The 14,155-nt window shown below is 56.3% G+C and carries 13 protein-coding genes and 2 pseudogenes; 11 read left to right on the top strand and 4 right to left on the bottom strand.

Annotation, left to right across the window (positions count from 1 at the left end; genetic code table 11):
- The first annotated feature begins 22 nt into the window (after positions 1-22).
- The 6 genes from hpnC (at position 23) to JCM17844_RS03460 (ending at position 6,546) form a co-directional block, all read left to right on the top strand.
- The gene (hpnC, locus tag JCM17844_RS03485) at positions 23-886 is read left to right on the top strand and encodes a squalene synthase HpnC (RefSeq protein WP_149999692.1); all 864 of its coding nucleotides are present in this window, start codon (positions 23-25) and stop codon (positions 884-886) included.
- Positions 887-888: 2 nt separating this feature from the next.
- Positions 889-2,067 carry a glycosyltransferase gene (locus JCM17844_RS03480; protein WP_149999691.1) on the top strand — a complete coding sequence of 393 codons (1,179 nt, stop codon included), beginning with the start codon at positions 889-891 and terminating at the stop codon, positions 2,065-2,067.
- A 70-nt stretch (positions 2,068-2,137) separates the two neighbouring features.
- Positions 2,138-3,052 (top strand): presqualene diphosphate synthase HpnD, encoded by a 915-nt coding sequence (gene hpnD, locus JCM17844_RS03475; protein ID WP_149999690.1) that lies wholly within the window; start codon positions 2,138-2,140, stop codon positions 3,050-3,052.
- Positions 3,034-4,359 carry a hydroxysqualene dehydroxylase HpnE gene (gene hpnE / locus JCM17844_RS03470; protein WP_149999689.1) on the top strand — a complete coding sequence of 442 codons (1,326 nt, stop codon included), beginning with the start codon at positions 3,034-3,036 and terminating at the stop codon, positions 4,357-4,359. The genes hpnD and hpnE overlap by 19 nt, the downstream gene beginning before the upstream one ends.
- Complete coding sequence (gene shc, locus JCM17844_RS03465; RefSeq protein WP_149999688.1) at positions 4,356-6,299, top strand: squalene--hopene cyclase; 1,944 nt, start codon at positions 4,356-4,358, stop codon at positions 6,297-6,299. Before hpnE ends, shc begins: the two co-directional genes overlap by 4 nt.
- A gap of 25 nt (positions 6,300-6,324) precedes the next feature.
- Positions 6,325-6,546: a DUF2842 domain-containing protein gene (locus tag JCM17844_RS03460; RefSeq protein ID WP_149999687.1), complete on the top strand. Its 222-nt coding sequence runs from the start codon at positions 6,325-6,327 to the stop codon at positions 6,544-6,546.
- A gap of 77 nt (positions 6,547-6,623) precedes the next feature.
- Here JCM17844_RS03460 and JCM17844_RS03455 read toward each other — a convergent pair whose 3' ends face one another.
- Complete coding sequence (locus JCM17844_RS03455; RefSeq protein WP_149999686.1) at positions 6,624-8,252, bottom strand: long-chain-fatty-acid--CoA ligase; 1,629 nt, start codon at positions 8,250-8,252, stop codon at positions 6,624-6,626.
- A 216-nt stretch (positions 8,253-8,468) separates the two neighbouring features.
- Between JCM17844_RS03455 and JCM17844_RS03450 the strand changes: the two genes are divergently transcribed.
- Entirely contained in the window at positions 8,469-9,086 is a 618-nt protein-coding gene (locus tag JCM17844_RS03450; protein ID WP_210431283.1) for a DUF1134 domain-containing protein, read from the top strand.
- A 94-nt stretch (positions 9,087-9,180) separates the two neighbouring features.
- On the opposite strand, the gene JCM17844_RS03445 is transcribed toward JCM17844_RS03450, so the two are convergent.
- Positions 9,181-9,855 carry an N-formylglutamate amidohydrolase gene (locus JCM17844_RS03445; protein ID WP_149999684.1) on the bottom strand — a complete coding sequence of 225 codons (675 nt, stop codon included), beginning with the start codon at positions 9,853-9,855 and terminating at the stop codon, positions 9,181-9,183.
- A gap of 105 nt (positions 9,856-9,960) precedes the next feature.
- On the opposite strand from JCM17844_RS03445, the pseudogene pyk reads away from it, so the two are divergent.
- Positions 9,961-11,423 (top strand): annotated as a pseudogene (gene pyk / locus JCM17844_RS17105) (pyruvate kinase).
- On the opposite strand, the gene JCM17844_RS03435 reads toward pyk, so the two are convergent.
- Both JCM17844_RS03435 and JCM17844_RS03430 read right to left on the bottom strand, forming a co-directional pair.
- Positions 11,420-11,788 carry a M67 family metallopeptidase gene (locus tag JCM17844_RS03435; RefSeq protein ID WP_210431280.1) on the bottom strand — a complete coding sequence of 123 codons (369 nt, stop codon included), beginning with the start codon at positions 11,786-11,788 and terminating at the stop codon, positions 11,420-11,422. The pseudogene pyk and the gene JCM17844_RS03435 overlap by 4 nt on opposite strands.
- Before the next feature lie 29 nt (positions 11,789-11,817).
- Complete coding sequence (locus JCM17844_RS03430; protein WP_149999682.1) at positions 11,818-12,081, bottom strand: hypothetical protein; 264 nt, start codon at positions 12,079-12,081, stop codon at positions 11,818-11,820.
- 22 nt (positions 12,082-12,103) lie between these two features.
- Here JCM17844_RS03430 and JCM17844_RS16370 point away from each other — a divergent pair, with 22 nt between their 5' ends.
- From JCM17844_RS16370 to rpoH, 3 genes and pseudogenes are all read left to right on the top strand, one after another.
- Positions 12,104-12,679, top strand: coding sequence for a pseudouridine synthase (locus tag JCM17844_RS16370; protein ID WP_210431279.1), 576 nt, complete (start codon positions 12,104-12,106; stop codon positions 12,677-12,679).
- A 23-nt stretch (positions 12,680-12,702) separates the two neighbouring features.
- Complete coding sequence (locus tag JCM17844_RS16365; RefSeq protein ID WP_210431278.1) at positions 12,703-13,101, top strand: pseudouridine synthase; 399 nt, start codon at positions 12,703-12,705, stop codon at positions 13,099-13,101.
- Between the two features lie 130 nt (positions 13,102-13,231).
- Positions 13,232-14,133 (top strand): annotated as a pseudogene (gene rpoH, locus JCM17844_RS03420) (RNA polymerase sigma factor RpoH).
- Positions 14,134-14,155 lie beyond the last annotated feature (22 nt).

Here is a 14,155-nt window from a genome sequence, read left to right as displayed (position 1 = left end):
ATTTTTCAAAGAGGACTTTCCCATGTCAGGCCAACAAACACGCGCCCCGGCTTTGGAAACGCCCTCGGGGAAATCCGCTGAAACCGAAAATTTCCCCGTTGGCTCGCGGTTGATCGCGAAACATCTGCGCCCCCATGTGGCGCTGTTTTATGCCTTTGCCCGCGCCATCGACGATATCGCAGACAATCCCGATCTGGATGCTGCGGACAAAATCGCCCGGCTTGATGCTTTTGGTGCAGCGGTCCGGGGCGAAGAAAAAGGGGCAGGTCTTGAAACAGCCCAGCGCATGCATGACAGCCTTGTGGCAAGCCATGTGCCGGTGCAGCACTGCCTTGATCTGATTTCCGCCTTCAAACAGGATGCGGTCAAATCACGCTATGAACATTGGGAAGAGCTGATCGATTATTGTGATCGTTCGGCAGCGCCGGTGGGCCGCTATTTGCTGGATCTGCACGGCGAAGATCGCGCCCATTGGGATATAAGCAATGCCTTATGCAACAGCTTGCAGATAATCAATCATATGCAGGATTGTGCCGATGATTATCGCCAGATGGACCGCATCTATCTACCGCAAAACTGGATGCGCGAAGTCGGTGCCATGGATGAGGATTTGGGCAAAGCGCATGCCACTCCTGCGTTGCGCCGGGTTCTGGATCGCTGTGTTTCGGGTTGCGAGACATTGAATGAAACGGCGCGCGATCTGCCCGTTGTTTTAAAAAATAAGCGCCTGGCATTGGAATCCGGGGTGATTGTCCAGATCGCCAGACGCCTGACCCATGAATTAAGCCATCGCGATCCACTGGCCCAGCGGGTAAAATTGCGTAAACCGCGCCTGATGATGACGGGGGCAAGCGGGATTTTCAAAGCACTTTTGGGGGTTCGCTGACCATGACGATGGTGCTTGTTCTGGCCATATCCAGCCTTGTGGCATGGCTTTATCTGTTGATCGCCCATCATCGCTTCTGGCGCGCCGATCAAAGACTTGAGGCGGCAAAAGCGCTCGATCACTGGCCGCATATAACGGCGATCATCCCGGCCCGCAATGAAGCAGAAAGCATCGCCCGGTGCCTTACCGGTTTGCTGGAGCAAACATATCAAGGCCAATTCGATCTGGTTCTGGTGGATGACAACAGCTCTGACGACACCAAAGCCATTGCCCAACAAACCGCCATGGAACACGGCGCCGAAGACCGCCTGACGATTGTCAGCGCGCCGCCTTTGGCAGCGGGCTGGACCGGGAAATTATGGGCTTTATCCCACGGTGTGGCCGCCGCAGGCAAAAAGGCGGACTTTTTGTGGCTCACCGATGCCGATGCGCTTCATGGGCCGGATGTTTTGGCGCAACTGGTCTCGAAAACCCAGACAGACGGGGTGGATCTGGCCTCTTTGATGATCCGCCTTCGGACCAAAAGCCTGTGGGAACGCTGGATCGTTCCCGCATTCATCTTTTTCTTCCAGATGTTGTATCCTTTTCCGGCCATCAACGATCCGCGAAAAAAGCACGCCGGCGCAGCGGGCGGCTGCATTCTGGTACGAAGGGATCGTTTGGAAGCAGCGGGCGGCATTGCAGCGATCCGCACCGCCCTTATCGATGATTGTTCGCTGGCCAGAAAGATACAGGATGCAGGAGGACGCTTGTGGCTGGGCCTGGCCAAAGACAGCTATTCCTTACGTGGGTCGGACGGCTTGATGCCCCTTTGGGTGATGGTGAAACGCACCGCCTTTACCCAGCTTCACTATTCAACGCTTTTGCTGCTGGCAACGCTTCTGGGACTGTCGCTGGTGTTTCTTGTGCCCCCAGCCCTTACCGTTGTCGCAATTGTGACCGGCCAATGGAGTCTTGCTGGAATCGCCGGTCTTGCATGGCTTTTGATGACCATCGCCTATGCCCCCACCCTACGCGATTATGGACAAAGCCCGATCAAAGGCCTGTTTTTACCCATAATCGCAGCGCTTTACACCGCCATGACCCTCCATTCCGCCATCGACCATTGGCGAGGGAAAGGCAGCCATTGGAAGGGCCGCGATTATAGCGCCGATGGAGAGACCACCCGCACCGGGACTTGATTGCCACGCGCGACAAGGCTAAGTGCGCTACATATTACGCAAAAAACACGATAAGGACGTCGAAAGCAGCATGAACGCGCCTTTGGTACAAATCAGCGCACCAGACGACAAAGCGGACCGCATCGCCGTCGCGCGGCAGGTGCGGTCGGCGGGATCGTCTTTCTATTGGGCCATGCGCTTGATGTCGCCCGAACGCCGTGCTGCCCTGTTTGCCATTTATGCCTTTTGTCGTGAAGTCGACGATATCGCCGACGGCCCCCTAAAAAACGCCGAGAAAAAGGCACAGCTGGCCCGATGGCATGACCGTATCGACGCCCTTTATGAAAGCACGACCGATCCTTCGGGCGATGCTTTGGACCGCGTTCTAAAGCGCAGCATCATGGATTACGGGCTTGATAAAGCCGATTTCATTGCCGTGATCCGGGGCATGGAAATGGATGCCGATGGCCCCATCCGCGCACCATCCTTTGAAGAGCTGATGGATTATTGCGATTGCGTGGCCTCTGCCGTGGGGCGTTTGTGCGTGCGGGTCTTTGGTGCGCCGGAACTGGCCGGGCGTACAGTATCCGATCATCTGGGCAAGGCCTTGCAGCTGACCAATATCATCCGCGATGTATCGGAAGATGCCGAAATGGGGCGTCTCTATCTGCCTCGTGATCTTTTGGCGAAAGCGGGGATAAAAAGCACCGATCCGATGACCGTGGCCCATGCCCCTCATATTGGTAAGATAAAGCAAGCGCTGGCCAAACAAGCCGCAGAAGAATTTTCCAAAGCCGAAACCGCCCTGCGCGCCTGTGATTGCGGCGATATGCGGCCCGCCGTGATTATGATGGTGGTTTATCGGCGCATTTTCGAGCGCATGAAAAAAGACGGCTATCAAACCCGCCGGCAAAGCAAAATCAAACGCGCTTTGGATAAGGCGGAAAAGCTGTGGATTGCGGCTAAAATAGCGCTGGGAGGCCGGTCATGGCGCGCGTCCATATAATCGGCGGTGGGCTGGCGGGTTTGGCCGCAGCGGTCCGCATTGCCAAAGCAGGCCACGATCTGACCCTTTATGAAACCGCCGCACGGGCTGGCGGGCGCTGCCGGTCTTTTCACGATGAAAAGCTGGGCTGTGTGATCGACAATGGCAATCATTTGATGCTGTCCGGCAATGGCTCTCTTTATGCCTATCTGGACGATATCAACGCCCGCGACCGGCTGGTTGGCCCTGATGCGGCGGATTTTCCCTTTGTCGATCTTGAAACGGACGAGCGCTGGACGTTGTCTTTGAACAAGGGGCGCTGGCAGGGCTGGGTGCTTGATCGCAATCGGCGCATCCCCGGCACCCGTGCATGGGATTATCTATCGGCCCTGCGGGTGTTATTGGCCCGCCGCGATGACCGGATCGCCAACCTTTTGAACCAAAACAGCGCGCTTTATCATCGCTTGTGGGAGCCGCTGATCGTTGCGGTGCTCAACACCGATCCCGACAATGCTTCGGCCCATTTGATACGTCGGGTGCTATTGGAGAGTTTCGCCAAGGGACAGGCTTATTGCCAGCCGCGCATGGCCCGCCATAGCCTGGCCGATACGCTGGTCGATCCGGCACTTGATCTGCTGGAAAACGCCGGAGCCAAGCTGCGCTTTCACAGCCGCATCAGTCATTTAGACCTGTCAGACAGCCGTATTCTCGCCATAAATCTGGGCAAAGAAAGCATCCGGCTCGATCCTGAAGACCGCGTGATACTGGCAACACCGCCATGGATCGCACAGCAGCTTCTGGATGGTCTGGCAACACCCGAAACAGGCGAAACCATTGTGAATGTGCATTTCCGCATGCCAACCGCTCTTTATGAGACCCCCATCCGCATCATCGGGCTGGTGGGCGGACTGGTGCAATGGATTTTCGTGCGCGGTGATGTGGCTTCCGTCACCATTTCTGCGGCGAATAAAATATCGAAAATATCGGCAGACGACATTGCCCGCACCTGCTGGTCCGAAGTGGCACGCGCTCTTGAACTGGGGGACAGCCCCCTGCCCGCCTTTCGCGTAATCAAAGAAAAACGCGCCACCTTCTCCGCCACGCCAGACGCCGCCACAAACCGGCCCGGTGCCCGCACAAAATGGTCCAATCTGACACTGGCGGGAGACTGGACCGACACCGATCTGCCGTCCACCATTGAAGGGGCTATCCGCTCTGGCCATCGCGCCGCAACGCACTGCCTGTCCACCATAGGCCGCGCGATGAAGGCGCACGCATCCGATTCAAACCCCATAACAAACAATCGAACAGGAGTGATGCAATCATGAGAGGAGAAGATCTCCAGATTGATCGCGGGCTTCAAGACCAGCTTGATTTTACCATCGGTGATGCCCTGACCGCCCTTAAAAAGCGCCAGCAGGCAGACGGCCATTTGATCTTTGATCTGGAAGCTGATGCCACCATTCCGGCGGAATATATCTTTCTTAATCATCATCTTGATGAACGCGAACCTGCGCTTGAACAAAAATTGGCGCGCTATATCCGTTCGATCCAGCAAGAAGAGGGCGGCTGGCCGCTTTATCATGGGGGGGCGCCGGATATTTCCGCCAGCGTCAAAGCCTATCTGGCCCTGAAGATCACGGGCGACAGCCCCGACCAACCCCATATGGCCAAAGCCCGCGCCGTTATCCATCGTTTGGGCGGCGCAGAAAAAACCAATGTGTTCACCCGCTATGCCCTGGCGCTGTTTGGCGAAGTGCCGTGGCGGGCGGTGCCGGTCATGCCGGTGGAACTGATGCTGATGCCCAAATGGTTCCCCGCCAATATGTGGCGTTTTTCCTATTGGTCGCGCACGGTGATCGCGCCCTTGCTGATTTTGGCGGCGCTGAAGCCCAAGGCCATCAATCCGACCAACACCCATATCCCCGAATTATTCCTGACACCGCCCGAGGACATCCGCGACTGGCAGCAAAACCCCACCGGGCGCTGGACCGGCAAGATGTTCTTGCAACTGGACAAGATATTACGGGTCGTCGAGCCTTATTTCCCCAAGAAAACCCGGCAAAAAGCCATCGCCAAGGCAGAGGCTTTTTTCACCGAGCGGTTGAATGGGGAGGATGGCCTGGGAGCGATTTTCCCGGCCATGGCCAATTCGGTGATGGCCATGGAAGCGCTGGGCTATCCCAAAGACCATCCCGCGCTGGTGACCGCGAAAAAGTCCATCAAATTATTGGTGACAGAAGAAAACGACGAAACCTTCGTACAGCCCTGTCTGTCCCCCATTTGGGACACATCCTTAAGCGCCCATGCGCTGCTGGAAGCGGGCGAAGCACCCATGGGAGAAAGCGCCAAAGGGGCGTGCGATTGGCTGGCCTCGAAGCAAATTCTGGATGTGAAAGGCGATTGGGCGGAAAAAGCTCCCGATCTGCGCCCCGGCGGCTGGGCATTTCAATATAACAACGACCATTATCCCGATGTGGATGATACCGCCGTTGTGGCCATGGCTTTGCATCGTACGCAAAACCCCGCCTATAAAGAAGCCATCGACCGTGCCGAAGAGTGGATCATCGGCATGCAAAGCACCAATGGCGGCTGGGGAGCCTTTGATATCGATAATGACGACCATTATCTCAACCATATCCCTTTTGCCGATCATGGCGCTTTGCTTGATCCGCCCACCGAAGATGTTTCGGCCCGCTGCTTGAGCTTTTTGGGCCAGCTTGGCCATGATATGTCGCATCCCACCGTCAAGCGCGGCATAGACTATCTGAAAAATCTGCAAGAAGACGATGGCAGCTGGTATGGCCGCTGGGGAACCAATTATGTGTATGGCACATGGTCGGTACTTTCGGCCCTGAATGCCGTGGGTGTGGATATGGACGCCGATTATGTCCAAAAGGCCGTGAACTGGCTAAAAGCCCGCCAGAATGACGATGGCGGCTGGGGCGAATCCGGCGACAGCTATTATGAGCATATGAAGCATGATGCGGCCCCAAGCACGCCTTCACAAACCGCATGGGCTTTGCTTGGGCTGATGGCCGCCGGCCATGTAAAAGACGAAGCCACCCGCAAGGGCATTGATTTCCTGTTGGCCCATCCCCGGACCAAAGACGGGCGCTGGGAAGAGCCCTGGTATAATGCAGTGGGTTTCCCCCGCGTATTTTATCTGCGCTATCATGGCTATAGCCATTTCTTCCCCGTTTGGGCCTTGTCGCGCTATCGCAATCTGACCCGATCCAACGACAAGTCCGTGCAATGGGGCATGTAATTCTTTCCAGAAGAAAGCCCGCCTTATGGCCATAGAGCGCCCTTCCTTACGCAGCCTGACAGGAACGTTGTTGCTGGTGGGTGGGCTGATTGTTTATGCGCTTTTGGCCATGCAGCTGGGAGCCATAATCAATGGCTGGCCGATTTGGGGACAAACGGTCATCTATGTGATTGTGGGGCTGGCCTGGCTTTGGCCCGCAAAGCACCTGCTAGGGTGGATGGGCCGCGGACGGCGCAACCAGAACTGACAGACCAAATAGCCGCCAGCCCGGACAGCTTTGCCATCCGGGCTGGTTCATAATCTGGAACGGCGACCGATGGCGCCTTACACATTCGGGAAGCGATAGTCCTTGAACTGCTCGCGCAGGCCCGCTTTATGGATTTTGCCCGTTGCCGTGTGGGGGATGCTATCGCGGCACACCACATCATCGGGCAACCACCATTTCGCCACCTTGCCGGTAAGAAAAGCCAGCATATCGTCCCGGCTGACGGTTTTGCCCGGTTCGGGAACGATCACAAGAAGCGGGCGCTCGTCCCATTTGGGATGGACAATGCCAATCACCGCTGCCTCAAGCACATCAGGATGCCCCACAGCGGCATTTTCCAGATCAATGGAACTGATCCACTCGCCCCCGGATTTGATCACATCTTTCGACCGGTCGGTGATCTGCATAAAGCCATCGGGATCAATCACCGACACATCCCCGGTATCGAAGAATCCATCCATATCAAGGATGTCATCGGGACGGTTATAATAGGCTTTGGCCGTCCACGGACCACGGGCCTGAAGATGGCCAAATGCAACGCCATCATGGGGCAAGATCTTGCCTTCCGCATCCACAATGCGCAATTCCGCACCGAACACCGCACGCCCCTGTTTGCATTGCACGTCAATGCGTCCATCGAAATCCAGAGACGCCGTGTCGGCCGTATGAGTGCCAACCGTGCCCAAGGGGCTCATTTCTGTCATGCCCCAGGCATGGCTGACCGACACGTCATAATCGCGTTCAAATGCTTCCACCATCGAGCGCGGAGCCGCAGACCCGCCAATGGTTACATTCTTGAGATAAGGCAGCTTTTTGCCGGTTTCCTGCAGATATTTCAGCAAGGCCATCCAGATGGTCGGCACTGCCGCCGTAACGCTGACCTGTTCTTCATCCAGAATCCGCCACATGGTTTGCGGATCATGATGCGGACCGTTCAAAACCAGTTTTGCCCCGGTCATGGTCGCCAGATATGGCACACCCCAGCTATTGGCATGGAACATGGGAACCACCGGCAACACCGCATCACGGGCGCTGACTCCCAGCGTATCTGTGGCTGCCGCAGCCATGGTGTGCAACACATTCGAGCGGTTGGAATAAAGAACCCCTTTCGGTTCCCCCGTGGTGCCCGATGTATAGCAAAGACCCGCAGCGGTATTTTCATCCAGCTCCGGCCACTCATAAACCCCGTCTTCCACATCCAGCAGATCCTCATAACATAAAGGATTGGGGATCTTGGTATCTTTGGGCATATGGGCGCGATCGGTGAGAATCACGAAATGCTCCACCGATTTCAGATGCTCCAGCAAGGGTTCGATCAGCGGCACAAAGGTAAGATCAAGACATAACACCTTATCGGCGGCATGATTGATGATATAGACGATCTGCTCGGCAAACAGACGCGGATTGACGGTGTGCGCCACAGCACCCATACCCGCAACCCCGAACCACAGCTCCACATGGCGCCATGTGTTCCACGCCAGCGTTCCTACCCGGTCGCCCTTTTGCACCCCGAGCCGCTCCAAAGCCTGCGCCAATTGTTTGGAACGGCCATGCAATTCGGCATAATTGGTTCGGTGGACCGGTCCCTCGACGGAATATGTCACAATCTCGCGGCGTGGATGGAACCGGGCTGCATGTTCGATCAATTTCGACTGCAGCAATGGCCAGTCCTGCATCAATCCGAGCATGGTCGTCCCCTTTACAAACACAATTCAAGATCGAATTAACATTAAAGCCTCCAGCGCATTGAGCAATGGAAACACACCCCACCTGCCCATATTGCGAGGAAAAAACAAGATAATGCGGTTTTTTCAACGGTCAAACTCTTGCCGTATCTGTAAGGGATTATGCTAAAAGTAACGCTTGTCGTTGCCGCCCCTTCCATTAGAAAACAGGACATCTTTATGCCCCGCACATTTTCAAAGATTCGACCTTTAATCTGCGGCCTTCTTTTTGTGCTGGTTTCGGGCTGCGTCTCGTCAAACTCTTCATCTACCAAAGCACCGCCTGCCCCCGATTATACAAATCAAACCGATGAAAACACCTTCGATCAGCGCACCATTTTGGAAGCCAGCAAGGATGTGTTCGGCGAAGGGGCCGAAGGGTTGGGCGGAATCATTGAATCAATTTTTGCGGATCTGGGCCGCCCCAATGGATATATCGCCGGGGAAGAAGCGGGGGGCGCGCTGATTGTGGGCCTGCGCTATGGCAATGGCATCTTGCATCACAAGATTGAAGGCACCCGTCAAGTGCACTGGGCTGGCCCGTCCATCGGGTTCGATGTTGGGGGCGATGCGGCAAAGGTCTTCACACTTGTCTATAATCTTTATGACACCGAAGATATTTTCCGCCGCTTTCCCCAAATCGAAGGCCAGTTTTATTTTGTCGGAGGGCTTGGCGTTTCCTATCACCAACGCGGTGATGTGATCATCGCCCCCATCCGTTTGGGTGTCGGCTTACGCGCCGGAGCCAATGTGGGATCTTATAAAATCACCAAGGAAAGCACCTTCAATCCATTCTGACGCCAAGCCTTCCCTTTAGCTGTCTTGCTGCGCCTTGATGATCGGGCGCAGCACTTGCGCCAAAATATGCGCAAACCGCTCCTGTCCGGCCTGATCACCAATCAGATCCTGACGTAGCTCGATGGTAGCCTGCATCAATCCATGCGCTTCGCCATGCCGGTGCATGCTGTAATAAAGCTCGGTCCCGGAATAGCTCATTGTCCCCCACATTCAGGCCCCATTCCTGCGCCAAAGGCCCGCGCATAGAGCGATACAGGCGATCGTCACCGGCATATAAGAACCCGATCTCCCAAGGGCGGGCGATCCCATTCATCACCGGCGTAAAGCTATGAAGGCCGATAACCACCGGCTTTTGCCCTGCAGCCATCATGGCAGCACGCTGATCTTCACATGCGCGATGATAGGGATGGAAATAAGCGTCCAAACGGGCCGTGCGCTGCGCTGCGCTCAGCCCTTGATTGCCGGGAATATCCACCCCGTCGCTGGTCTGCGGGATCGGATTCTGGGTGTGGGGATCGCGGTTTGGGTCCACCACCAAGCGCGAGACATTGGCCAATATGGCGGGGGCATCCAGCAAATAAGACAGCCTTTCACTGACAGTCGCTGCGCCAATATCCACGGCGATATGGCAATCCAGATATTCGGGATCGAGCCCCAGTCCATCCAAGGCAGGCGGGATATGATTGCTGGCATGATCGCAAAGAATGAGCGCACCGCCCGACCCTTCGGGGCGAAAACAGGTGGGAAGGACAGGATCGAGGGTTTTCATCGTAAAAATGCACCTTCTGAAAGAATAAGACTGGACGCGAGCGCACGGATATATAAGCCTATAGCTTCACATCCTTTATCAGTCACCTGACAAGCACGAGACCCCATGTCATCGAGCACATCCCCTTTGTTATCGCGCAGCCTTCGCCGGACGCGCATTATCGCCACCGTTGGCCCCGCAAGCTCCAGTCCCGAAATGTTGGAGAAACTCTGGGAAACCGGGGTTGATGTTTTCCGACTCAATATGAGCCACGGCGATCATGCCGATAAGGCCGATATTGTAACGCGCATCAGAGCCATCGAAAAAAAGATCGGGCGGCCGATCGCCATCATGGCAGACCTTCAAGGCCCCAAGCTGCGGATTGCCACCTTTGCAAACGATGCCATCACCTTGAAAAAAGGCCAGACATTCCAGTTGGATCTGGAAAACACACCCGGCGACGACAGCCGCGTCTATCTGCCCCATTCCGAAATTATCGACGTATTGCAGCCCGGCATGCAGGTGTTGCTGGATGATGGCAAGATCCGGCTTGAAGTGACGGAACGCATCGAAAATGGCGTTGTCACCCGCGTCAAGGTGGGCGGGCCATTGTCTAATCGCAAGGGCGTGAATGTGCCCGATGCCGTTCTGCCCATGGCGGCGCTGACCCCCAAAGACCTGCGGGATCTGGAATTCGCGCTGGACCAGAATGTGGACTGGGTCGCTCTCTCCTTTGTGCAGCGCCCCGAAGATGTGGCCGAAGCGAAAAAACTGGTGGCGGGCCGGGCCGGTGTTCTGGCCAAGATCGAAAAGCCAAGCGCCGTTGAACGCATTGATGCCATCGTGGAACTGGCCGATGCGGTGATGGTGGCCCGTGGCGATCTGGCGTTGAATTGCCGGTGGAAGATGTGCCCGCGGCCCAGCGCCAGATCATCCGTGCGGCCCGCGAAATGGGCAAGCCGGTGGTGGTGGCCACCCAAATGCTGGAATCCATGATCAAATCGCCGGTCCCCACCCGCGCCGAGGTGTCTGACGTTGCCAATGCAGTGCATGAAGGGGCCGATGCCATCATGCTGTCCGCCGAATCGGCGGTGGGCGATTATCCCCTGGAAGCCGTCAGCGTGATGAGCCGCGTTTCCATCAAGGAAGAAGGCGACCGCTCTCTCCAGCGCTCTGCCGCTCAATCCTTTACCCCCCATGCCACAGCGGAAGATGCCATTTCCGCCGCCGCCCGACAGGTGAGCGAAACCGTGGGGGCAAAAGCCATTGTTACCTTCACCACATCCGGGGCCACCGCCTTGCGCGCCGCCCGCGAACGGCCTTCGGTTCCCATCATGGTGCTTACCCCCAACACACAGGTGGCGCGCCGCCTGTGCATTGTTTGGGGGCTATATGCGGTAAAAACCAAGGATGTGGAAAGCTTTGAAGAAATGTACGAAAAGGCCAAGCGCATGGCCTTGCGGCACAAATTCGTAAAGGGTGGCGATCGCATTGCGGTGACCGCAGGTGTGCCTTTTGGCACGCCCGGTGCCACCAATGTGCTGCATCTGGCGTGGATTTCCGGCGAAGAACTGAAAGGCTGGGATTAATCAACGCAGCGGAGCGCCATCGGCACAAATCCGGTGTCCTCCGCACGCCACGCCCGGCTTGTGCAGCCTTTGTCATCAAGGGCGGTGATAAGCCAGATCCAGCCCGAATAGCTGGCCTGTGCAAAGTCTTCGGCGGAAGGCACAGGCTGGCCATAGGGATGGGAATGGAACACGCCCACAATCTGTTCCCCTGTGCCGCGCAGATCCCGTTGAAGGCTTAGATGCACCTTTGCATCCAGTTCGAACCGATCCGGATCGCGGGCAAGATTGGGGGCCTCAACCGCCCGGCTGATGGTCTTTTCGTGCCCCACCAAAAGGCCGCAACATTCCTTCGGCAAAGCCCGTCGGGCCGCTGTCTCGATCACAGTTTTGGCCATTGCGCTCAAAAGAACGGTCATAAGCGGCGGGACAGATACCCCCCATCCAAGGAAGCGGACAGGCCCGCCGCCACAGCAGCCGCCTGATCGCCGCTTTCCCCGCCCACCGACATCTTGTAAAGAATGGTGCCAAGCAGGCCAAGAAAAGCCAACAGCATCAAAAAGCCGACCGCCCCCATGACAAGGATCGCCGTGCGGTGGCGGCCCAAACGATCGAGACGGCTTTGATGGTTCGGGTTTTCGTCCAAATTTTGCACCGTCATCGTCTTTGTTTCCGCCATTATAAGGGTCTTTCAAGACACCATGTCATCCAGTTTCGAAATGGTCGCCAGCACCGATAACACACCCAACCGGTTGGATCGCTGGTTATCGATCCAGGTATCTGGCCAGAATCATGACCTGTCGCGGTCGCGGGTGAAAGCACTGATCGAAGCCGGTCATGCCACAATCAACGACCAGACGATACGGAACGCTTCCGCAGCCGTCAAACCGGGGGACCATATTTGCCTTCACATTCCCGCCGCCGAAGCCGCCGAGCCGGAAAGCCAGGACATTCCCCTTGTCGTCGCCTATGAAGATGACGCCCTGATTGTGGTGGACAAGCCCGCCGGCATGGTGGTGCATCCGGCCCCCGGCGCCCCCGATGGCACCCTTGTAAACGCCTTGTTGCACCATTGCGGTGACAGTCTTTCGGGCATTGGCGGCGTCCGCCGGCCGGGCATCGTGCACCGCATCGACAAAGACACCAGCGGTTTGTTGGTGGTGGCAAAAAGCGATGCAGCCCATCATGGATTGGCAGCCCAATTCGCCGATCACAGCCTGCACCGCCGCTATATTGCCTTTACCCGTGGGCATCCCAATCCCGCTGAAGGCCGGTAGAAGGCAATATCGGACGTCATCCGGTGAACCGCAAGAAAATGGCCGTGGTGGAACAAGGCGGCAAACATGCGGTGACCCATTATCAGACGCAAACCGCTTATTGGTCGGCACAGGGCACCCCCATTGCAGCAAAAATCATCTGCCAGCTTGAAACGGGCCGCACCCATCAGGTCCGGGTTCATATGGCGCATAAGGGAACGGCGCTGATCGGTGATCCGCTTTATGCCCGTGCGGCACGTCTGCCATCGAAAACCCCGCAAGCGCTTGCCCATGCCGTGAGCGGATTGGGGCGCCAAGCCCTTCATGCCGCGGAATTGGGATTTATTCACCCGATCACAGGCGAATTCTTGAAATTCTCCAGCGCCTTACCATATGACTTGAAACATCTTGAGGATCTTTTGGAACGTCATGGCCAAACCTGACGTTCTTTTCCTGTATAAGAATGACTGGCCGACGCTCGCTTACCAAAAAAGCACGGCGAGCGGCCAAACGAGGGAATCCGTGAAGGGTTAACGTCACGTCCCTCGTATAAATGAGAGAGGAGCGCTTAACATGGCAAATATCAATCTTCCCAGTCTCTCACCCGAAGGCAGCTTGACCCGGTATCTACAGGAAATTCGCAAATTTCCCATGCTAGAGCCGGACGAAGAATTCATGCTGGCCAAAGCGTGGGTAGAACATGAAGATTCCGAAGCCGCCCATCGCATGGTGACCAGCCATTTGCGTTTGGTGGCCAAAATTGCCATGGGCTATCGTGGTTATGGCTTGCCGGTTGCCGAGCTGATCTCCGAAGGCAATGTGGGCATGATGCAAGCGGTGAAGCGGTTCGACCCCGATAAGGTTTCCGCCTTGCCACCTATGCCATGTGGTGGATTCGCGCAGCCATTCAGGAATATATCCTGCGGTCATGGTCTTTGGTGAAAATCGGCACCACAGCGGCGCAAAAAAAGCTGTTCTTCAATCTGCGCCGTATGAAGGGCCAGATCCAGGCCATGGATGAAGGGGATATGCGCCCCGAACAGGTAGAACATATCGCCACCAAATTGGGGGTCACCGAAACCGAGGTGATTTCCATGAACCGGCGCATGTCGGCGGGCGATCATTCCCTGAATGCCCCCATGCGTGCCGACGGGGATGGCGAATGGCAAGATTGGCTGGTGGATGAAACCCCGGATCAGGAAAGCCTTGTTGCGGAAAACGAGGAACTGACCCAGCGCCGCGACATGTTGGCAGAAGCCATGACCACGCTGAACGAGCGTGAACGCCATATCCTGACGGAGCGGCGGCTAAAGGACAATCCAAAGACTTTGGAAGACCTGTCCAAGGTTTATGATATCAGCCGCGAACGGGTGCGCCAGATCGAGGTGCGGGCTTTCGAGAAGCTACAAAAAGCCATGCGCAATGCCGCTATCCAGAAATATGGGGCCGGCATTCTGGAAGATGCCAGCAATTAACCTCTTTGCCGTTCTTCCCCAA

The organism is Iodidimonas gelatinilytica, from assembly GCF_008579125.1.
Taxonomy (GTDB): domain Bacteria; phylum Pseudomonadota; class Alphaproteobacteria; order Sphingomonadales; family Rhodothalassiaceae; genus Iodidimonas; species Iodidimonas muriae.
The sequence above is the reverse complement of the archived record's forward strand: the minus strand, read 5'-3'. Positions and strand labels throughout refer to the sequence as shown.